The organism is Mesorhizobium jarvisii (assembly GCF_003601985.1).
In the GTDB taxonomy this organism is placed as follows: Bacteria; Pseudomonadota; Alphaproteobacteria; order Rhizobiales; family Rhizobiaceae; genus Mesorhizobium; species Mesorhizobium jarvisii.
The window spans coordinates 11,432-32,153 of the sequence record NZ_QZXA01000008.1 but is presented as its reverse complement, the minus strand read 5'-3'; the positions used below and the strand labels follow the sequence as shown (position 1 = coordinate 32,153).

Below are 20,722 nucleotides of genomic sequence, written 5' to 3'. Positions count from 1 at the left end.
GCGCCCCTTCACCCGGCAAGACGAAAGGTGGCCAGATGGTACCATCTGGCCACACATGATTGTTCTGCCGGGTTGCCTGAACCGGCGCCGGACCAGCCGGCGCCGTGCTTTAAAGGATGAATCGCGACAAATCTGTGTTTCGCGACAGGTCGCCCACATGCTTTTCCACATAGGCGGCGTCGATGGTGACCGATGTGCCGTTGCGGTCGGGCGCGTCGTAGGAGATTTCGTCCAGCACCCGCTCCATCACCGTCTGCAGCCGCCTGGCGCCGATATTCTCGACGCTGTCATTGAGGTCGACGGCAATGCCGGCCAGCGAATCGATGGCGTCGTCGGTGAAGGTCAGGTCGACACCCTCGGTCTTCATCAGCGCGATATATTGCTTGATCAGGCTCGCTTCCGTCTCGGTCAGGATGCGGACGAAATCTTGCTTCTCCAAGGCCCGCAGTTCGACGCGAATCGGCAGGCGGCCCTGCAATTCGGGCAATAGGTCGGACGGCTTCGACACGTGGAACGCGCCCGAGGCGATGAACAGGATGTGATCCGTCTTCAACGGCCCGTATTTGGTCGCCACCGTGGTGCCTTCGACCAGCGGCAGCAGGTCGCGCTGCACGCCTTCGCGCGAAGGGCCGCCGGAAATGTCGGATCTGGCGGCGATCTTGTCGATCTCGTCGAGGAAGACGATGCCGTCATTTTCCGCGGCATCGAGCGCCCGGCGCACCACCTCGTCCTGGTCGAGCAGCTTGTCGGACTCGTCGCTGACCAGCAGATCGTAGGACTCCTTCACCGTCGTCTTGCGCAGCTTGGTCTTCTTGCCGCCCATCGCCTTCGACAGCATGTCGTTGATGTTGAGCACGCCGATATTGGCGCCCGGCATTCCGGGGATCTCGAAGCCGGGCATGCCGCCATTGCCGGTGTCGGCCACTTCGATCTCGATTTCCTTGTCGTCGAGCTCGCCGTCGCGCAGCTTCTTGCGGAAAGAGTCGCGCGTCGCCGGGCTGGCGGTCTTGCCGACCAGCGCTTCCAGGACACGTTCCTCGGCATTGATGTGGGCGCGCGCCTTGACGTCCTCGCGCATCTTTTCGCGGACGAGCCCGATGGCGATCTCGACGAGATCGCGGATGATCTGCTCGACGTCACGGCCGACATAGCCGACCTCGGTGAATTTGGTGGCCTCGACCTTGACGAAAGGCGCGCCGGCCAGCCGCGCCAGGCGGCGCGAGATTTCGGTCTTGCCGACGCCGGTCGGGCCGATCATCAGGATGTTCTTCGGCATCACCTCTTCGCGCATCTGGCCTTCCAGCTGCTGGCGGCGCCAGCGGTTGCGCAAGGCGATGGCTACGGCGCGTTTGGCGTCCTTCTGGCCGATGATGAAGCGGTCGAGTTCCGAAACGATTTCGCGGGGAGAAAATGTCGTCATAGCTAAATTCCACTTTGCCACTGCTTGATGGCCTCGAACGGATGCAGCAGCATGATCACGTTGAGTGTCAGATTGTCCCGGATGAGATAGCCGGTACCGAGTTCGAAGAGGATGGCGAGGCTGACGATCACCCATATAGGTAGCCTTCGCGCCATCACAAATCCCAGCACCATGGCCAGTGTGTCGGACACCGAATTGATGATGCTGTCGCCGTAATAATCGAGCGAGATGGTGCCGGCGCGGTAGCGGTCGATGATGAACGGGCTGTTCTCCAGCAGCTCCCAGCCGCCCTCGATGAGGACGGCGAAGGCCAGCCGCAAGCCGATCGGCGAACGCGGAAACAGGAACCTCGCCAAGGCATAGAACAGGAAGCCGTGGATGATGTGCGAGAAGGTGTACCAGTCGGAAATGTGCTGGGAATTCTCCGGACTGTTCACCACGCCATGCCAGAGTTTCACGTAGCCGCAGGTGCAGATCGGCGTCCGGCCCATGCCATAGAGAGCCCCGGCCTGGAAGATGAGCAGGCCAAGGACGAGCAGAAGACCCATGCGCCAGCTGTCTTCATAGGCCGAATAGCCATCATCCGCGGTCGGCTTGCTCATCTGGTTATTCCCCCATTTGTTCATCGTCGGCATCGATCGCCATCAGCACGACGTCGCCATAGACCGATTGCCTGCGGTCTATGGCCCGGAATCCGGCTTTTTCATAGGCGCGGATGGCCCGGATGTTGGCGGGGTTGGGATCAATGATGACGCGGGGCACACCTTCCTCGAACAGATCTTCGACGAACTGGCGTACGATCGCCGAGCCATGGCCGATGCCGACCAGCTCCGGCGGCCCGATCGACAAATCGATGCCGAGCGTGCCGAACGGCTGGTCGGCATAGGGATGGTCGTCTTCCAGATGCGGGTCGTAGCTCTGCAGATAGGCGATCGGCTTGCCGTCGAGTTCCACGATCAGCGGCTCGACCGAAATCGAGTCGATATGATCGCGAATCTCGGCGATCTCCGTCTCCGGATCGTTCCACCACTGGGCAACATGCGGCTCGGCGAGCCAGCCGGCGATCATCGGCAGGTCCTTTTCGGTAACCGGCCGAAAATCGTAGAGCACACCCTTCTCAGGCGGCATCGAGCGTTTCGACGACGAAATTGTTGTTGGTGTAGACGCAGATGTCGGAGGCGATCTGCATCGCCTTGCGGGCGATCTCCTCGGCATCCTTGTCGGTGTCCATCAGCGCCCGCGCCGCGGCCAGCGCATAGTTGCCGCCAGAACCGATGGCCATGACGCCATGTTCGGGTTCGAGCACGTCGCCGGTGCCGGTCAGCGCCAGCGAGACCGACTTGTCGGCCACCAGCATCATCGCCTCCAGCCGGCGCAGATAGCGATCGGTGCGCCAGTCCTTGGCGAGCTCGACGCAGGCGCGCGTCAGCTGGTCGGGATATTGTTCGAGCTTGGCTTCCAGCCGTTCCAGCAGTGTGAAGGCGTCCGCGGTGGCGCCGGCGAAACCGGCGATCACATTGCCGCCCTTGCCGATGCGGCGGACCTTGCGGGCATTGCCCTTCATGATGGTCTGGCCAAGGCTGACCTGGCCGTCGCCGGCGATCACCACCTTGTTGCCCTTGCGCACCGTCACGATGGTCGTGGCGTGCATGGTCAGATTATCAGACATTTATTGGCTCCGATTCGCGCGATCCCAAAAGGCGATTGGCGCGGTACGAGTGATTTTATCGGCCATATGTATGCACGGGACCCATGATTGCAAATCGCCACTCCGGCAAGGCCGATACCTCTGTCCGAGGCAACTGGCAATCGCCGGATCATGCTGATAGAAGGCTTTCGTTTTCAAGCCGGTGAATGTTCGAAGCTCGTCTGCGGAGCTTTGAAACCCTGAGACAAGGACAAGGTCATGGCGCCCCGTTCCGCCGAAGCCAGCCGCAAGACCAAGGAAACCGACATCTCGGTGTCGGTCCATGTCGACGGCTCAGGCAAATCCGATATCGCCACGGGCGTCGGCTTCTTCGACCATATGCTCGACCAGCTGTCGCGCCATTCGCTGATCGACATGACGGTGAGGGCCAAGGGAGACCTGCACATAGACGACCACCACACGGTCGAGGACACCGGCATCGCGCTCGGCCAGGCGCTGACCAAGGCGCTGGGCGAACGGCGCGGCATCATGCGCTATGCCTCGATCGACCTTGCCATGGACGAGACGCTGACGCGCGCGGCGATCGACGTGTCGGGCCGGCCGTTCCTGGTCTGGAATGTGTCTTTCTCGTCGCCCAAGATCGGCACCTTCGACACCGAGCTGGTGCGGGAATTCTTCCAGGCGCTGGCGCAAAATGCCGGCATCACGCTGCATGTCACCAACCACTACGGCGCCAACAACCACCATATCGCCGAGACCTGCTTCAAGGCGGTGGCGCGCGCGTTGCGTGCCGCGCTCGAGCCCGACCCGCGCCAGCCGGACGCGGTTCCCTCCACCAAGGGATCGTTGAAGGGATAGGCCATGGCCACCTATGTCGTGATGGAACCGCCCGGCCGCAGCGAGAAGGTCGACGCAACGGCCTTTATCCGCGACGGCTTCACCTGGCTCGGCCTGCTGGTGCCGCCGCTTTGGCTCGCCTGGCACCGGCTGTGGATCGAAGCCGGACTTGCCTTCGTCGTCATGGGCGCGCTTTCGATGGCTGGGCAAAACCTTGGCCTTGGATTGGCAAGTTCGCTGCTGTCGACGCTGGTTTCGTTCTATATCGGCCTGGAAGGGCAGGGGTTGCGCATCGCGGCCCTGCGCCGGCGCGGCTGGCATGAATGGGGCGCGGTTCAGGCCGGCCGGCTCGACGATGCCGACATACGCTATGCGCTGGAGATCGAGGGGCATGCGGAGGAAGCCGCGCCGCCGCCGCGCATCGTTCCGGATGCCGCCCAGGCGCGTCCGGCGCAGCCGGGCATGGCGCTGGGCCTGACCCACATACCGGGACGGCCCTGACATGCGGGTAGCAATCATCGACTACGGCTCGGGCAATCTGCGCTCGGCCACCAAGGCTTTCGAGCGCGCCGCGCGCGAAGCCGGCATATCGGCCGAAATCGACCTGACGGCCGATGCCGACCGGGTGCGCAGCGCCGACCGCATCGTCCTGCCCGGCGTCGGCGCCTATGCCGACTGCGCGGCCGGTCTGCGCGCGGTCGACGGCATGTGGGACGCGGTCGAAGACGTCGCCATCGCCAAGGGCCGGCCCTTCCTCGGCATCTGCGTCGGCATGCAGCTGATGTCTGAGCGTGGCCTGGAAAAGACCGTCACCCATGGCTTTGGCTGGATCTCGGGCGACGTCAAGGAGATCACGCCCGCCGATCCGGCTCTGAAAATCCCGCAGATCGGCTGGAACACGATCGAGCTCAGACGCCAACACCCGCTGTTTGTCGGCATTCCGACCGGACCGGAGGGGCTGCACGCCTATTTCGTCCATTCCTACCATCTCGACGCGAAAAAGCCGGCCGAGGTTCTGGCCGTCGCCGACTATGGTGGTCCGGTGACGGCGGCTGTCGCCCGCGATAATCTCGTCGGCACGCAGTTCCATCCCGAAAAGAGCCAGGCGCTGGGGCTGGCGCTGATCACCAATTTCCTGCGCTGGAGGCCCTAGAGCATGAGCAAGAAGGGCGCCTGAATCGTGATCCTGTTTCCCGCCATCGACCTCAAGGACGGCCAGTGCGTGCGCCTGAAGCACGGCGACATGGCGACCGCGACCATCTACAATGATGATCCGGCCGCGCAGGCAAAAGCCTTTGAGGACCAAGGCTTCGAATGGCTGCACGTCGTCGACCTCAACGGCGCCTTCAAGGGCCAGAGCGTCAACAGCGCGGCGGTCGGCGCCATCCTCAAGGCGACGAGGAACCCGGTGCAGCTCGGCGGCGGCATCCGCACGCTTGCGCAGATCGAGGACTGGCTCGACCGCGGGCTGGCCCGCGTCATCCTCGGCACGGTGGCGGTGCGCGATCCCGACCTTGTCAGGCAGGCCTGCAAGGCTTTCCCGGGCAAGGTGGCCGTCGGCATCGACGCCAAGGGCGGCAAGGTCGCGGTCGAGGGTTGGGCCGAGGCGTCGAGCCTCGGCGTCATTGAACTGGCGAGGAAATTCGAGGGTGCCGGCGTCGCCGCCATCATCTACACCGACATCGATCGCGACGGCGTGCTGACCGGCATCAACTGGGACGCCACCATCGACCTCGCCGAGGCCGTATCGATCCCGGTCATCGCTTCTGGCGGCCTCGCCTCGATCGCCGACATCGTGCGCATGACGATGCCCGATGCAAAGAAGCTTGAAGGCGCCATCTCCGGTCGCGCGCTCTATGACGGCCGCATCGATCCCGCCGAGGCGCTGGCGATCCTGCAGGGCCGGCCGGCGGCGGAGGCGAAATCGTGAAGATCACCATCATCCTCGCCTCCTATGACAGCGGCCACTATCACGGTGGCATGGGACAGGGCCCGGATGCGCTGATTGCAGGCGGTCTGGTCGACGCCCTGACCATTGCCGGCCACGAGGTCGCGGTCGCGGATATCGGCAGGGTCGGTGACGACCAGGAACGCGAGATCGCCACCGGTTTCGCCGTCTGCAATGTCGTCTCGGGCGAGGTCCGCATTGCCATCGACAGGGGGCGGTTCCCCATCGTGCTGGCCGGAAACTGCCTGACATCGGCCGGCGCGGTCGCCGGCGAGGGTGCCGATGCGATCATCTGGGCCGACCAGCATGGCGATCTCAACACGCCCGAGACCTCGGTATACGGCTTTCTCGACGGCATGGCGCTGGCGACCGTGCTTGGCCTGTGCTGGCGTCCGATGGCAGCGGCCATTCCAGGTTTCAAGCCGATCGATCCGTCACGCTGTGTGCTTGTCAACGCCCGCGATCTCGATCCGGCCGAGGAAGAACTGCTCAAGACCTTGCCGGTCATCCGCACCGAATGTCCAGGCATTGGACCAGCAACTGCGAAGCTGAAGGCCGCAGGCGCCAAAAGCGTGCACATGCATCTCGATCTCGACGTGCACGACCCCAAGGAACTGCAGGCCAATCGATACGTCACGTCAGGCGGGCCCAGCCCGGAACAGTTGCGCGACGCGGCCTGCGCCATGGCGCTGGCGGTGCCGGTCGTCGGCATCACCGTTTCCGCCTACGATCCGGCCTTCGACGCGCAGGGCGACGTCCCGCCGCTGGTCGGCGAGCTGCTAAACGATCTCATCGCCACGATAGAGGGCCGCTGATGCTGAAAGCCCGTGTCATCCCGTGCCTCGACGTCAAGGACGGCCGTGTCGTCAAGGGCGTCAACTTCGTCGACCTCATCGACGCCGGCGACCCGGTCGAGGCGGCCAAGGCTTATGACGCCGCTGGTGCCGACGAGCTCTGCTTTCTCGACATTACCGCTTCGTCCGACAACCGTGAAACCATTTTCGATGTCATCGCCCGCACCGCCGAACAGTGCTTCATGCCGCTGACCGTCGGCGGCGGCGTGCGCCAGGTCGCCGATATCAGGAAGCTGCTTCTGGCCGGCGCCGACAAGGTGTCGATCAACACGGCGGCGGTGAAGAACCCGGATTTCGTCGCCGAAGCCGCCGACAAGTTCGGTAACCAGTGCATCGTCGTCGCCATCGACGCCAAGAAGGTCTCCGGCGCCGGCGAGGCCGACCGCTGGGAGATCTTCACCCATGGCGGGCGCGAGAAGACCGGCATCGACGCGGTCGAATTCGCGCGTCAAATGGTCGATCGCGGCGCCGGCGAGATCCTGCTGACCTCGATGGACCGCGACGGCACCAAGGCCGGCTACGACATCGCGCTGACGCGTGCGATCGCTGATGCGGTGCGCGCGCCGGTCATCGCTTCGGGCGGCGTCGGCACGCTGGATCACCTGGTCGAAGGCATTCGCGACGGCCATGCCGGCGCGGTGCTTGCGGCGTCCATCTTCCATTTCGGCACCTATACAATCGCCCAGGCCAAGGCGCATATGGCCGCCGCGGGCCTGCCGATGCGGCTGGACTCCTCGGGTGATCGGCCCTAGAGGCTGTTCCGGCTAAGAAAAGGGCCCCAGGCGCCATGGCTGAATTTTCGTTCTCCGATCTGGAGACAATCATCAGGGACCGCGCCCATTCCGGCGACCCGGACTCCTGGACGGCGAAACTGTTCGCGCGCGGCATCGACAAGGCGGCCCAGAAACTCGGCGAGGAGGCGGTCGAGACGGTGATTGCCGCCGTCCAGGGCGACAGACAGGGCCTCGTTTCCGAAAGTGCCGATCTTATATATCATTGGCTCGTCGTTCTCGGCCTCTCGGGTGTTCCGCTGAGCGACGTGCTCAAGGAGCTCGAAAGCCGCACCGGGCGTTCGGGCATCGCCGAGAAGGCGTCACGGCCCCAGGGCTGACCGCGAGGGAGGGCAGGTATCTCGATGGATCAGCTCGCGCCAACCGAGAAATATTCCCCCTTTCGTTTCTTCTCGGCCGAGCAATGGTCGCAATTCCGCGCCGACACACCACTGACGCTGAGCGAGGACGAATTCCGCCGCCTGCGTTCGCTCAACGATCCGGTCGACCTCGAGGAGGTCAAGCGCATCTATCTGTCGCTGTCGCGGCTTTTGTCCGCCCATGTCGAGGCCAGCCAGCTCTTGTTCCGGCAGCGCCAGGCTTTCTTCAACGCCGTCGATATCGTCAAGACGCCGTTCATCATCGGCATCGCCGGCTCCGTCGCCGTCGGCAAATCGACCACCGCACGCGTGCTGAAGGAGCTTCTGGCGCGCTGGCCGTCGAGCCCCAAGGTCGATCTCATCACCACCGACGGTTTCCTGCTGCCCAATGAGGTGTTGCGCCGCGAGAACCTGATGGAACGCAAGGGCTTTCCCGACAGTTACGATGTCGGCGCGCTGCTACGTTTCCTCTCGGGCATCAAGTCGGGGCTGCCCGATATCCGCGCGCCGGTCTATTCGCACCTAACCTACGACGTCATTCCCGGCGAGTTCGTCACCATCGACCGGCCCGACATCCTGATCTTCGAAGGCATCAATGTCCTGCAGCCGGGCAAGCTGCCGCAGGACGGCAAGATCGTGCCCTTCCTGTCCGACTTTTTCGACTTCGCCATCTATATCGATGCCGACGAGAAGCTGATCCACGAATGGTACATCGCGCGCTTCATGCGGCTGCGCGAGACCGCCTTCCGCAATCCGGACTCGTTCTTCCACCGCTACTCGCAGCTTTCGGAGGAAGCGGCGCGCGCCATCGCCGAAGGCCTGTGGTCCAACATCAATCTGAAGAATTTGCGCGAGAACATCCTGCCGACACGCGCCCGCGCCGACCTCATCCTGCGCAAGGGCGCCGACCATCTGGTCGAGGAAGTGGCGCTGCGCAAACTTTAGACCCGAGTGTTTCACCGTTTCATGGAAACGGCGAAATGCTCTAACTCTTTGTTTTGGCGCAATTCCCAAGGGAAAGCGCTACGCGCTTTTCCCGGGAAAACCGCACACTTTTTCTGGAATTGCTCCAGCCAGATACCGAGGTGGCGGCCCCGCCTCCGGCAGGCCCGCCACTTCGACGTTCATGTCATCGGCATCGCGGCTCAGCCATTGGCGAACGGCACGGCGACATAGATCTGGCTGCCATCGCGTTCGATCAAAAGCAGCACCGACTTGCGGCCCGACTTGCTCGCCTGCGCGATCGCCTGCGTGACCTGCCTGGCGCTCTTCACCGGGGCCTGGTTGACGGCGACGATGACATCGCCGGGCTGAATGCCGGCAGCAGCGGCCGCCTTGTCGGGATTGACGCGCGCAACCACCGCGCCATGCTCATTGTCGGCGAGGTTCATTTCCTGGCGAATGTCGGGCGTGATGTCCATCAGGCCGAGGCCGATCGCCGGTGCGCGCGAGCCCTGCTCGGTGCTCGGTGCGCCGGAATCGTCCCTCGATGCCGTCTTAACATCGTCGCTGTTTTGCCCGACGTTGACGGAAATCTGTATCGCCTTGCCCTTGCGCCAGACATCAAGCGTTTCCTTGGCGCCGGGCGCGACATCGGCCACGGCCCGCGACAGATCCTTGGGATCCTTCACGTCCTGTCCGGCGAAGCCGGTGATGACGTCGCCGGCCTCGACTCCGGCGCTGGCGGCGGGCGAGCTGTCATTGACCTTGGAAACCAGCGCGCCGCCGGGGTGATCGAGCCCGATGGCGCTTGCCACGTCCGGCGTCACCGACTGGATCTCGACGCCGAGATAGCCGTACTGGATGGAACCGTCCTTCATCAGCTTGGCGACGACCTTTTGCGCCTGGTCCGACGGGATGGCGAAGCCGACGCCGACACTGCCGCCATTGGGCGAATAGATCGCCGTGTTGATGCCGACGACATTGCCGTTCACATCCACAAGCGGGCCACCGGAATTGCCATGGTTGATCGGCGCGTCGATCTGGATGAAATCGTCGAACGGCCCGCTATGCAGGTCGCGGCCGCGTGCCGAAACGATGCCGGCGGTGACCGTGGTGCCGATGCCGAACGGATTGCCGATCGCCAGCACCTGGTCGCCGGTCATCAGCCTGTCGGAATCGCCCCATTTGACCGTCGGCAAGGGCTTGTCGGATTTGATCTTGAGCACGGCAAGGTCGTTCTTGGCATCGCGGCCGACGAGCTTGGCGGGAAGTTCGGTACCGTCATCGAGCGTCACCTTGATCGAAGAGGCGCCGTCGACGACGTGGTTGTTGGTGACGATGGTGCCGTCGGCACTGACGATGAAGCCGGAACCGAGCGCTTCGGCCCGTTGTGCCTGCTGAGGCGGCGTCTGCGGAGCGGGCATGCCCTGGTCACCGAAGAACTGGCGGAAATACTGGTCGAACGGCGAATTGCCGAGAGGCATGCCGTCATCGGCGCCTGTGGGCTGCGCCTTCATGATGGTGGTGACCGTGACCACTGCCGGCTTGTCGGCCGCCACGATCGGCGCAAAGGAGCCGTTCGGGGCCGTTATTCCGGCGACCGGGGTCTGGGTCGTCGCGACAATCTTGCTGACGCCGGTACTGTTCGCGCTCTGGGCGAACGAGACGACGACGGGGGAGATGATCAGCGCAGCGCCCAGCAGGGCGGCGACGCGATGCCTACGAAGAATACCAAGAGGTGACATGGTCGTTCTGTCCGGGCGAGAGTTGATCGGGCGCTGCGGGCACCTTGGGAGAAGCGCCCGCCGGCGTGTCGACGACCGGATTGCCTGTCTCGCCGTACATGGCGGCCGGCCGGATCGACACCGAGGTATCTAGGGTGCCGATCGGCCCGAATTAGGGTTTTCGGCCGACCTTACGAAGATTTAATTCAGGGAGCGCTTACGGATCGTCATGCCGGCGCAGATAGTCGGCCGCAATCTCGCGCATACGCTTGCCGTCGAAGCTCGGCCCGTGGCCGCCATGGCCGATGCGGATCGGCAGGTCGAGCAGGCGCTGCATGGTGCTGGCATAGGCGGCCCGATCGGAATCCGGCAGCGTGTCGATCAGCGTGTCGTCGTAGATGGCATCGCCGCTGAAAAAAAGCCCGTCGGCCTCGTCGAAAAGCGCGATCGAATCCGGCGAATGCCCGGGCAGGTGCAGCACGCGCAATTGCCGGTCGCCGAGATCGACCACGTCGCCCTCGTCAAGCGTCCGCGTCAGCGGCGCCGATGGGATCTTGTAGTCGGCGGCCTTCCAGCCCGGCGCCGGCAATATCGACACGGCGCCTTCGAGATCGTGGAACATGTAGGCGTAGGTCGCCGCCTCATCCATGCTTTCGAATTGCGCCGCACTCATCTTCGGCCCGGCCCGCCACGCAAATTCGTGCAGCGAGCCGACATGGTCGAGATGGATGTGGGTGGCGACGACCAGCAGCGGTTTGCCTTGCGGCGTCTCTATCTGCGGCGCCAGCGGGCAGATGCCCATCCCGGTGTCGACCAAAAGGTCGGCGTCGCGGCCGCGCAGATGCCAGATGTTGGCGCGCACATAGTCATGCACGAACGGCTCGGTCAGCATCGTCGTCCTGTCATCGACGATGCTCTTGCTGAACCACTCCGGCATCACTTGTGAGCCCGGTATCAGGTGGAAGCCTGACATCAAACGAAAGGCTTCCCGACCTTGTACTTTTCCGGCACCAGCCGCTTGAGATAGGCCATGCCGGCCTCCGACAGCTGGTTGACGTCGGGCTTCATGAAATTGTCAGGCATGTGGCGGGTCTTGCCGGCGACGTTCTTCAGCGGCACCTTCTTCAGAACGGTCTTTGCGCCGTCATATTGCAGCGCCACGGAGCCGCCGCCCTGTTCGGCGACGGACACGGCGAAGGCGCCGGCATCGAACGCCTCTTGTGCGTCGACGGCGCTGATGGCGCCGACATAGCCGCGCGGCATGTAGCCGAGCGCGTCGACGCGGGCCCGCTTGCCCGGCAGGCCCTCGGCCAATGCGCGCTCGAGAGCTGCCGGCAGGTCGCTGCCCGACAATTTGACGTTGCCATGCGCGTCGCGCTCGAGCTTCTCCGGCGGTACCAGGCTTTCGACCAGCGCCTTGCCGTCGGCGGTGCTCACCCCTTCCGACACGGCAACGATGCAGCGCTTGTGGCGGTCGAGCGTGGCACGCACATCGTCGATGAAGCCCGCGGCCGAGAATGGCCGTTCCGGCACGTAGACCAAATGCGGGCCGCTGTCGGGATCGAGCTGCCAGGCGGCCGCCGCTGCCGTGAGAAAACCGGCATGCCGGCCCATCACGATGCCGACATAGATGCCGGGCAAAGCGCGGAAATCGAGATCGACCGAGAGGAAGGCGCCGGCGACGAACTCGGCCGCCGAGATGAATCCCGGCGTATGGTCGTTCTCCTCCAGATCATTGTCGATGGTTTTGGGCGCATGGACGAAAGCGATCGAGCCGCCGGCGGCATCGGTCAGGATCTGCTGCGTGCCCGACGTGTCGTTGCCGCCGATATAGATGAAGGCGTCGGCGCCGGCCTTCTTCAGGCCGTTGAGGATGACATCGCAATAGGCGGCATCCGGCTTGTCGCGTGTCGAGCCGAGGGCCGCGCTTGGCGTTCCGGCGATCAGCCGCAGCCGATCCTCGGGAATGGCCGAAAGGTCGACATAATTACCGTCACGGATGCCGCGCACGCCATGGATGGAACCCAGCACCTTGGCGCCGGGATGCCGCTTGCGGATCTCCAGCGTGGCGCCGACCACCGTCTGGTTGATGACGGCGGTCGGGCCGCCGCCTTGTGCGATGACAAAAGTACCGGCCATTCCTGACGTCTCCCGAGCGATGGTTTTCAAGGCACCTTGGCCTGTCTTGCCGCGTCACGCAACGGGAGAGTCTTGAGCATGATCCCGAAAAGTGGAAACGGGTTTTCGGGAAAAGTTCATGCGCGAACAGGAAGATGGAAGCGGCCGCCTGAGCCGCCCAAAACGATCACATGACGACGACCGGGTTTTTCTTCGAAACGCGGCTGTAGAGGTCGATGATGTCCTGGTTGATCAGGCGCACGCAGCCAGACGACATCGCCTGGCCGATGCTCCACCATTCGGGCGAGCCATGGATGCGGTAGCCGGTATCCTTGCCGTCCTGGTAGATGTAGAGCGCGCGCGCGCCGAGCGGGTTGGTGAGGCCGCCTGGCTGGCCGCCCTGCCACTTCACCAGTTCGGGCTTGCGCTGGATCATCTCCGGCGGCGGCGTCCAGGTAGGCCATTCCCTGCCATACTGGATGTTGGCGCGGCCGGACCAGCGGAAGCCGTCCTTGCCGATACCGACGCCATAGCGGATGGCGTCGCCGCCCGGCTGGACGAGATAGAGCATGCGCTCCTTGAGATGGACGACGATGGTGCCGGGCGCCTCGCCGGTCGTGTCGACGACGATCTGGCGGCGGAATTCCGGCTTGACCTTCAGATACGGCACTTCAGGCACGTTGAAACCATTGTCCGTCAAGGCGGCGTACATCAGGTCGGGGCTGGTGATATTCCTGTCGACGCTGATCGCCGGCCGCATCGGCGGCACGGAACCGGTGACCGTATTGTCGAGTTCGAGCGCCGGCATGCCGCCGCCGGACGTCGAGCAGCCGGCCGCGCTGAGCAGCGCCAGCGCGCCTGCCCCGGACAGGATAGCGCGGCGGGAAAGATGATGATCGGTATCGATTGCGTCGCCGTATCGTGGCGGCGTCAGACCTTGCGGCAACTCACGCATATACCCAAACCCTACGCTGTCGGCGGGAAGCACGGTCCGGCCGGATAGCGGGCATTTTCATCATTCATGGTTGATAAAGCGTGAATGCGTTGCGCTGCCTGGATTTGCGCCTGGCCTGGCGGCACCTGACCGTGCCGAATGAACTGGCAACCGGGCGTTCCTGCACAAAAAGACCCAGGCCGGGTCATAATCCCGGCACCGGTCTTTCCTACCCATCGGGCGATCAGCGAGGGGCCTCCATGTGCAAGACGTTAAAAACCGACATCACGCTTTTTGCCGCTGCCATTGTCGCGGCCGCATTGGTTCTCGGTGCCGATGTCAGCCTGGCCGATATCGTGAGCACGCTGAGCGGCGCGAACTGACGCCGACCTGCCTTTGGCGCAATTGATGGCGCGGCAATTCCAAGGAAAGTGCGTGGCGGTCTTCCGCCCGGATTTTCGTAAAAACAAAAATCAGGCCTCTTTACATTGCCCCTGGGCTGAGGATTTATCCTTCTCCTTAACCCAAGGGAGACAGACATGTCCTTCGAGAACTGGGCCGCCTTCGCCGCCGCGTCTACCATCCTGCTCATCATTCCGGGGCCAACGATTCTGCTGGTCGTGTCCTATGCGCTTGGCCAGGGCTGGCGCACCGCTTTGCCGATGGCGGTTGGCGTGGCACTCGGCGATTTCACCGCCATGACCTTGTCGATGCTCGGCATTGGCGCGCTGCTCGCCGCTTCGGCGACGGTCTTCACCATCTTGAAGCTGATCGGCGCCGGCTATCTGATCTATCTCGGCGTAAAGCTGTTCCGCGCCGGCGGCGCGCTGAAGGCCGAGCCGCGCACCGACGTGGTGTCTTCGGCCAAGATGATGGCGCATGCCTGGCTGGTCACCGCGCTCAACCCGAAAAGCATCACCTTCTTCGTCGCCTTCCTGCCACAGTTCCTTGACCGGCACGCCGATTTCTGGACGCAGATGCTGATTTTCGAGACGACTTTCCTGGCGCTCGCCTTCGCCAATGCCTTCGGCTATGCGCTGGTCGCGGCCCGCGCCCGAAACGTCGTCCGCAATCCCAAGGCGATCCGCATCTTCAACCGCACCGGCGGCACGCTGCTGGTCGGCGCCGGCATCGCCACGGTGGCGATGCGTTCGGGGAACTAGGCGACCCTTTATTCCACCATCCGAACCGGAACCGGTTTCGGATGGTGGTTCACCACTTCACGCTGATCCCCACATTGCCCTCGAGGATGCGGCGCTTGTCGCCGCCCAGATTGGTCGTGTAGTCGCCGGTGGCAAAGAGGCTGACCTTGTCGGTCACTTTGGCGACCACGCCGCCGCCGAACTCGAAGGAGGTCGACCGGCCCTCGGTCGAGATGTCGGTGGTGTCGAAATTGACATGGCTGGTGCCGCCGAAATCGTGCCTGATGTTGGCTTTGAGGTAGGGTTGCAGCGCCATGCCGTTGATGGTGGTCTCGCCCTGCAGCCGCGCACCCAGCCGGCCGCTGACGCTGTCGTTGGTGTCGAAGGAAACCGACGAGAAGCGGTCGTTGGTGTCGTCGAGCGACAGATGCCGCCAGACCAGTTGCGCCTGCGGTTCGAGCGTCCAGCCCTGCGCCAGCGCGATGGGATAGCCGCCTTCCAGCGAAGCGGTGACGCCTGTTCCGCCGACATCGATGCCGATGTCGCGCGACGATGTCGCGTGGCCGCCGAAGAACGTGGCCATGAGGACGCCGTCAAGGTACCAGCCGCTTTGGCCGATCCGGGTCCAGTAACCGCCGACGCTGGTGCCGGTGACGTTGAGGCTGCCGACGGACAGATCGTTCCATCCCAGCGCCTGGCCGCGCAAATCGCCCTTCATGCTGGCATAGGCGACGAACAGGCCGGCGCGATCGATTCCGCCCGAGGCGGTGTCGCGGCCGAACACGTCGAAACCCGCCTGGAGGCCGAACAGCGTGCCGTCGAAGGAGGGCGACACCGTTCCCGACCAGCCCATCTTGGCGTCCTGGCCATAGATGCGGCCCCAGACCGGCGATAGCTCGGGGTTCGACAGCAGGCTTTGCTCACCCCGCCGTTCGTGGAAGGTGCCGAGCGTCGTCATCGCCAGGTGTTCGGCCACCGGCGGCAAGGCCGAATAGACCGGGACCTCGATGCGGTAGAGCGGGATCACGGCTGCCTGCACCGCGGTCGCTCCGGGTGTCGGCGGCGCCGGCTGGACAGGCGGCGGGCCAGGCAGTGTCGGCACCGGAAGCGCCGGCGCTTCGGTCGGCACCACCGGTGGTGGCGGTGGCGGATCCGCCGGAGGCGCCGGTGGCGGCGGCGGCGGCGGTTCAGGTTGCGGGTCGCTGGCCTGCACGGGCGGTGTCGGGTCGACCGGCGGATTGTTGATGTCACCCTCGCTCGGCGGTGGCGTCGGCGGCAGTTCGGAGGGCGGCGGGGGTGGCGGCTCGGCCGCCGGCGGCACGGGTTCCACCGGCGGGGAGGGCTCGACCGTCGGTGGCGCCGCGGCCGGCGTCGTCGGTGTTATCAGTGTCGAGCGCAGATACCAGTTCTCCTCGCTGCCGGCGCTGACGCCGCCCTTGAACAAATAGTATTCAAAGGCGCCGGCGGCGACCGGCCCGTCGAGCGCGAAGGTCGAGGCGCCGGAAGTGGCGCCGTTGACTGCCTGGACGAGCATGATGCCGTCCTGAGCGGTCGCGGCACCCGCGCCGCCGGCGTTGACCACGGAAATGCCGGTCGAGCCGGAAGCCGTGCCGCCCGAAAGCACCAGCCTGTCGGACGCGGAAGAATCGTCGCCGAGTTCGGTCTGGACAAGCAGCACGCCGCCAGCGCCGACATAATTGCCCGAAATCGTCAGCCGATCGATCGCGCCGGTGGTGCCGTTGGTCAGGTCGATGCGCCCGGCATTGGTCACTTCCGCCAACTGGCCTGCCGTGAAGGCCTGGATCGTCGCGTTGAAGCCGCCGCCATAGAGCGTGCTCGAAGCATCGACGCCGAGCGAGCCCGTGCCGGTGCCGCTGTCGCCGAGCTTGAGATTGCCGTCGAGCATCAGCTGTGTGTCGTTGGTGGCGCTGATGCTTTCCCAGTTCTGGACTCTGGCGATCCCCTCCAGCTTGACGTTGTCGAAGGTCAGCGCATCGGTACCGAGGCCGCCATTCAGGGCATCCGTGTCGCCGAGATTGGCGTTGGTGAGGTTGCTGAGCTTGGCGGTATCGTTGTCGGCGCCGAGATCGACGGCGCCATAGATGATGCCGCCGCCATTCCAGACGAAACTGTCGGAGCCAAAGCTCATCAGCACATCGCCGCCGACCGTGCCGCCTGATATCGTCACGCTGTCATTGCCGCCGCTGACGCTGATGTTGCCGCCGATCGTGCCGCCCGAGAGGATGATGGTGTCCTGGTCGAAGCCGGTGACGAGGTTGCGGTCGATGGTGCCGCCGGACATGTTGAAATAGTTCTTGTCGAGCTTCATGTTGACCCGGCCAATGCGGCCGCCGGTCATCACCGCGTTGTCGCCATCGTCGAAGAAATCGACGATGCGCCCGCCCGTCATGGTGAATGTGTCCAGTCCGTCTCCCTGGTTGAGCGATCCGATCTGGCCGCCGCTCATGTTGAAATCGTCGATGCCGGCGCCCTGCTGGACATTGCCGGAGACGGTGCCGCCGCCGATCGTGAAGAAATCCGTGCCGTCGCCCTGGTTGACCGTACCGGTAATGGTGCCGGACTGCATGTCGATGCGATCCGTACCGGCGCCGAAGGTGACGTTGCCGCTCACCTGCCCGGTGCCGCCGGCGGGAAAGGTCAGCGTGTTGTCGCCGCTTGTATCAGTAAGGCCGCCGCCCGAATCGCCGCTATCGCAGGTGAAGGTGGTATTTCCAGCCGACGGAACCAGCACGCAGGCCGCCAGGGCCGCGGAATTCGGCAGCAACACAAGCGCGGTAGTTGCAAGTAAGCTAATAAACCATGGATGGATTTGCCGTGGTTCTCGCCACAACAAAGAAATCGACTCATCAACGTTTTCCGAACGGCTGTTCGGACGCTGTATTTCAAGATGCCGCATCGCGTCCCCTCTCAGATCGCGATTACAAGCCCTTCGCCGCGCCGCAATGAAGCCACAATTCGTTCGATTTTACAAAGCCTAATCTGCATTCCATGGTTGATGAACTGCAAAGGCTGCTGGCATAGACCTTATGCAGTGCACGATTGGCACGTCCGTGGCCCATGATTTAAGATCGCCTTGGCCCGAAGGGTCCGGGGCTTGTTCCAGGTCGATCAGAGGGATGTTGCATGGCAATCAGGGACACATTCGGCCTGACATTTTCGGGCGCCACCGAAGCGGGGTTCACGCCCTACAGCCAGGCCGTGCGTGAACTGCTGTGCTTCATCGGCGATCCCGTCGCTTCCGTCGACAGTGCCATATCGGCGGATCCCGGTTTCGTCATGGCGCATGTCTTCAAGGGCTATCTCTTCGGCCTTGCCACCGAGCGCGACGCGACGGCGGTGGCCAGGGCTTGCCACGAGGCGGCGCTGCCGCTTGCCGCGACGGCGCGCGAAGCGGCGCATGTTCTGGCCCTCGGCCACCTCGCCAACGGGCGCTGGCATGACGCCGCCAGGATCCTCGAGGATATCGCCATCCAGACCCCGCTCGACGCGCTGGCGCTGCAGGTCGGGCACCAGATCGATTTCTTCACCGGCAATGCCCGCATGCTGCGTGATCGCATCGCCCGCGCCTTGCCGTCATGGCAGAGCGGCATGCCGGGCTACCACGCCATCCTCGGCATGCAGGCCTTCGGGCTGGAGGAAATGGGGGACTATACCAGGGCCGAAAAGCTTGGTCGCGCGGCGGTCGAGATCGAGCCGCGCGACGGCTGGGCGCAACATGCGGTCGCCCATGTCATGGAAATGCAAAGCCGGCAAAAGGACGGTATCGCCTGGATGCGCGCCAATCCCGAAGCCTGGACAAAGGAGAGCTTCCTGCAGGTGCACAATTGGTGGCACCTGGCGCTGTTCCACTACGATCTCGGCGAGATCGACCAGGTGCTGGCGCTCTATGACGGACCGATCTATGGCACGCCATCGGCGATGGCGTTGAACATGGTCGATGCGTCGGCAATCCTGTGGCGGCTGCATCTCGGCGGCATCGATGTCGGTGACCGCTGGACGGCGCTCGCCGCCAATTGGCCCAAGGCCGGCGCCGGCGATTATGCCTTCAACGATGCGCATGCGATGATGGCCTTCGTTGGCGCCGGGCTCGACGGACCCGCCCTTGCCTTGCTCGAGGCGCAACGCGAGGCGATGCATGGCGGCGGCGACAACGTCGCTTTCACGCGGGATGTCGGCCATCCACTGACGCTGGCAATCAAGGCGTTCGGCGAGGGCAACTACAGCGAGGCCGTGCACCTGATCCGGCCGATCCGGGCGATCGCCAACCGCTTCGGCGGCAGCCACGCACAGCGCGACGTCATCGACCTGACGCTGATCGAAGCGGCCTTGCGGGCCGGTGACCGCGCGCTCGCCGGGGCGCTCACGGCGGAGCGTTCGATGGCGCGGCCGGATAGCCCGCTGTCTGTGCTGCTTGCGCGACGCGCGGCCGATTTGTCAGAGAATTGACCGCAAGCCGATCTTGCCTTAAAAACTGGCTCAGCCAAATTTTTTCGAGATCCGAAAAAAATAATTGGCATGGGAGGATGATATGTATCTCGGCCTCGACCTGGGCACGTCGGGCGTCAAGGCGCTGCTGATCGATGCCGGACAGACCGTCGTCGGCTCCGGCCATGGTTCGCTTGACGTTTCGCGGCCGCATCCCGGCTGGTCCGAACAGGACCCGTCCCACTGGATACGCGCCTGCGAAGACGCGATCGCCGAACTCAAGGCTTCGCACCCCAGGCAGTTCGCGGCGGTGAAAGGCATCGGCCTGTCCGGCCAGATGCACGGCGCGACCTTGCTCGATGCGGCTGATCATGTGCTGCGCCCCTGCATCCTGTGGAACGACACGCGCAGCCATGTCGAGGCAGCAGCGCTCGACGCCGATCCGCGCTTCCGCAAGCTCACCGGCAACATCGTTTTCCCCGGCTTCACCGCGCCCAAGCTCGCCTGGGTGAAGAACAACGAACCCGCCGTCTTCGCCAAAGTGGCCAAGGTGCTGCTGCCGAAGGATTTCCTGCGGCTTTGGCTGACTGGCGAGCACATTTCCGAAATGTCGGACTCAGCGGGCACGTCCTGGCTCGATGTCGGCAAGCGCCGCTGGTCGGCCGAATTGCTGGCGGCAACGTCGCTCGACGAGAAGCAGATGCCGTCCCTGGTCGAAGGCACCGAGAAGGCCGGCGGTTTGCGCAGCGAATTGGCATCGAAATGGGGCGTCGAGGCCGGCATCCCGATTGCCGGTGGCGCCGGCGACAATGCAGCCTCGGCCTGCGGCATGGGCACGGTCGGCGCTGGCCATGCCTTTGTCTCTCTCGGCACGTCGGGCGTGCTGTTTGCCGCCAACGCGTCCTATCTGCCCAACCCGGCAAGTGCCGTCCACACCTTCTGCCATGCGCTGCCCGACACCTGGCACCAGATGGGCGTCATCCTGTCGGCGACCGATTCGCTCAACTGGCTGTCGGAGATCACTGGAAAGGGCGCGGGTGAACTGACCGCTGAACTCGGCGACGCGCTGAAGGCGCCGACCGGTGTATCCTTCCTGCCCTACCTCTCGGGCGAGCGCACGCCGCACAATGATTCCGCCATTCGCGGTTCCTTCACCGGGCTGGCGCATGAATCGAGCCGGGCAGTCCTGACGCAGGCGGTGCTCGAAGGTGTCGCCTTCGCCTTCCGCGACAGTCTCGAAGCCCTGAAGACAGCCGGCACCACATTGACGCGGGTGACGGCGATCGGCGGCGGCTCACGCTCGCGCTACTGGCTGAAATCGATCGCCACCGCGCTGCAGGTGCCGGTGGATATTCCCGCCGACGGCGATTTCGGCGCCGCCTTCGGTGCCGCCAGGCTTGGCCTGATCGCGGCGACGGGTGCCGATCCGCTGGCCGTCTGCTCCGCCCCAAGGACGGATGCCACGATCGAACCGGATGCCAAGCTCGGCGGCGCCTACGCCGATGCCTATCATCGCTACCGGACGCTCTATCCGGCAATCAGGGGTGCCACGGCGTGAA

The 20,722-nt window shown here is 64.3% G+C and carries 21 protein-coding genes; 12 read left to right on the top strand and 9 right to left on the bottom strand.

What is annotated here, in order from left to right:
• Window positions 1-109: 109 nt before the first annotated feature.
• Genes hslU through hslV form a run of 4 tightly spaced genes read right to left on the bottom strand, consistent with a single transcriptional unit; the run spans window position 110 to window position 3,089 of the window.
• Window positions 110-1,420 carry an ATP-dependent protease ATPase subunit HslU gene (hslU, locus tag D3242_RS20500; protein WP_027047638.1) on the bottom strand — a complete coding sequence of 437 codons (1,311 nt, stop codon included), beginning with the start codon at window positions 1,418-1,420 and terminating at the stop codon, window positions 110-112.
• 2 nt (window positions 1,421-1,422) lie between these two features.
• On the bottom strand, window positions 1,423-2,022 hold the full coding sequence (locus tag D3242_RS20495) for a DUF2585 domain-containing protein (protein ID WP_027047639.1): 600 nt from the start codon (window positions 2,020-2,022) through the stop codon (window positions 1,423-1,425).
• Between the two features lie 4 nt (window positions 2,023-2,026).
• Entirely contained in the window at window positions 2,027-2,548 is a 522-nt protein-coding gene (locus D3242_RS20490; protein ID WP_019862613.1) for a GNAT family N-acetyltransferase, read from the bottom strand.
• Complete coding sequence (gene hslV / locus D3242_RS20485; protein WP_019862614.1) at window positions 2,538-3,089, bottom strand: ATP-dependent protease subunit HslV; 552 nt, start codon at window positions 3,087-3,089, stop codon at window positions 2,538-2,540. Before hslV ends, D3242_RS20490 begins: the two co-directional genes overlap by 11 nt.
• A 237-nt stretch (window positions 3,090-3,326) precedes the next feature.
• Between hslV and hisB the strand changes: the two genes are divergently transcribed.
• Genes hisB through coaA form a run of 8 tightly spaced genes read left to right on the top strand, consistent with a single transcriptional unit; the run spans window position 3,327 to window position 8,802 of the window.
• On the top strand, window positions 3,327-3,926 hold the full coding sequence (gene hisB / locus D3242_RS20480; RefSeq protein ID WP_010912875.1) for an imidazoleglycerol-phosphate dehydratase HisB: 600 nt from the start codon (window positions 3,327-3,329) through the stop codon (window positions 3,924-3,926).
• A gap of 3 nt (window positions 3,927-3,929) precedes the next feature.
• The gene (locus D3242_RS20475; protein ID WP_064985166.1) at window positions 3,930-4,406 is read left to right on the top strand and encodes a DUF2628 domain-containing protein; all 477 of its coding nucleotides are present in this window, start codon (window positions 3,930-3,932) and stop codon (window positions 4,404-4,406) included.
• A gap of 1 nt (window position 4,407) precedes the next feature.
• Window positions 4,408-5,058 (top strand): imidazole glycerol phosphate synthase subunit HisH, encoded by a 651-nt coding sequence (hisH, locus tag D3242_RS20470; protein ID WP_038651438.1) that lies wholly within the window; start codon window positions 4,408-4,410, stop codon window positions 5,056-5,058.
• Window positions 5,059-5,085: 27 nt separating this feature from the next.
• Window positions 5,086-5,835, top strand: a complete 750-nt coding sequence (gene hisA, locus D3242_RS20465) for a 1-(5-phosphoribosyl)-5-[(5-phosphoribosylamino)methylideneamino]imidazole-4-carboxamide isomerase (protein ID WP_019862618.1) — start codon at window positions 5,086-5,088, stop codon at window positions 5,833-5,835.
• Window positions 5,832-6,668: an arginase family protein gene (locus D3242_RS20460; RefSeq protein ID WP_064985164.1), complete on the top strand. Its 837-nt coding sequence runs from the start codon at window positions 5,832-5,834 to the stop codon at window positions 6,666-6,668. The genes hisA and D3242_RS20460 overlap by 4 nt, the downstream gene beginning before the upstream one ends.
• Complete coding sequence (hisF, locus tag D3242_RS20455; RefSeq protein ID WP_064985396.1) at window positions 6,665-7,459, top strand: imidazole glycerol phosphate synthase subunit HisF; 795 nt, start codon at window positions 6,665-6,667, stop codon at window positions 7,457-7,459. The genes D3242_RS20460 and hisF overlap by 4 nt, the downstream gene beginning before the upstream one ends.
• Before the next feature lie 35 nt (window positions 7,460-7,494).
• Entirely contained in the window at window positions 7,495-7,818 is a 324-nt protein-coding gene (locus D3242_RS20450; protein ID WP_064985163.1) for a phosphoribosyl-ATP diphosphatase, read from the top strand.
• A gap of 24 nt (window positions 7,819-7,842) precedes the next feature.
• Window positions 7,843-8,802: a type I pantothenate kinase gene (gene coaA / locus D3242_RS20445; RefSeq protein WP_019862624.1), complete on the top strand. Its 960-nt coding sequence runs from the start codon at window positions 7,843-7,845 to the stop codon at window positions 8,800-8,802.
• Between the two features lie 200 nt (window positions 8,803-9,002).
• Here the strand turns inward: coaA and D3242_RS20440 are convergent, their stop codons facing one another.
• The 4 genes from D3242_RS20440 to D3242_RS20425 form a co-directional block, all read right to left on the bottom strand.
• A complete protein-coding gene (locus D3242_RS20440) occupies window positions 9,003-10,544 on the bottom strand; it encodes a DegQ family serine endoprotease (protein ID WP_064985161.1) in 1,542 nt (513 codons plus the stop codon).
• A gap of 196 nt (window positions 10,545-10,740) precedes the next feature.
• Window positions 10,741-11,460: an MBL fold metallo-hydrolase gene (locus D3242_RS20435; protein WP_064985159.1), complete on the bottom strand. Its 720-nt coding sequence runs from the start codon at window positions 11,458-11,460 to the stop codon at window positions 10,741-10,743.
• Between the two features lie 35 nt (window positions 11,461-11,495).
• The gene (locus tag D3242_RS20430) at window positions 11,496-12,662 is read right to left on the bottom strand and encodes a diphosphate--fructose-6-phosphate 1-phosphotransferase (RefSeq protein ID WP_064985157.1); all 1,167 of its coding nucleotides are present in this window, start codon (window positions 12,660-12,662) and stop codon (window positions 11,496-11,498) included.
• Between the two features lie 166 nt (window positions 12,663-12,828).
• Window positions 12,829-13,596, bottom strand: a complete 768-nt coding sequence (locus tag D3242_RS20425; RefSeq protein WP_019862629.1) for a L,D-transpeptidase — start codon at window positions 13,594-13,596, stop codon at window positions 12,829-12,831.
• A gap of 80 nt (window positions 13,597-13,676) precedes the next feature.
• Here D3242_RS20425 and D3242_RS33590 point away from each other — a divergent pair, with 80 nt between their 5' ends.
• Together D3242_RS33590 and D3242_RS20415 are read left to right on the top strand one after the other, a co-directional pair.
• Complete coding sequence (locus D3242_RS33590) at window positions 13,677-13,958, top strand: hypothetical protein (RefSeq protein ID WP_167470444.1); 282 nt, start codon at window positions 13,677-13,679, stop codon at window positions 13,956-13,958.
• A gap of 156 nt (window positions 13,959-14,114) precedes the next feature.
• The gene (locus D3242_RS20415; protein ID WP_019862631.1) at window positions 14,115-14,738 is read left to right on the top strand and encodes a LysE family translocator; all 624 of its coding nucleotides are present in this window, start codon (window positions 14,115-14,117) and stop codon (window positions 14,736-14,738) included.
• Window positions 14,739-14,787: 49 nt separating this feature from the next.
• Here the strand turns inward: D3242_RS20415 and D3242_RS20410 are convergent, their stop codons facing one another.
• Window positions 14,788-17,634, bottom strand: a complete 2,847-nt coding sequence (locus tag D3242_RS20410) for an autotransporter family protein (RefSeq protein ID WP_081296164.1) — start codon at window positions 17,632-17,634, stop codon at window positions 14,788-14,790.
• A 227-nt stretch (window positions 17,635-17,861) separates the two neighbouring features.
• Here D3242_RS20410 and D3242_RS20405 point away from each other — a divergent pair, with 227 nt between their 5' ends.
• Together D3242_RS20405 and xylB are read left to right on the top strand one after the other, a co-directional pair.
• Window positions 17,862-19,184: a tetratricopeptide repeat protein gene (locus D3242_RS20405; RefSeq protein WP_019862632.1), complete on the top strand. Its 1,323-nt coding sequence runs from the start codon at window positions 17,862-17,864 to the stop codon at window positions 19,182-19,184.
• 82 nt (window positions 19,185-19,266) lie between these two features.
• Entirely contained in the window at window positions 19,267-20,721 is a 1,455-nt protein-coding gene (gene xylB, locus D3242_RS20400) for a xylulokinase (protein WP_064985156.1), read from the top strand.
• The last annotated feature ends 1 nt before the right edge of the window (window position 20,722 follow it).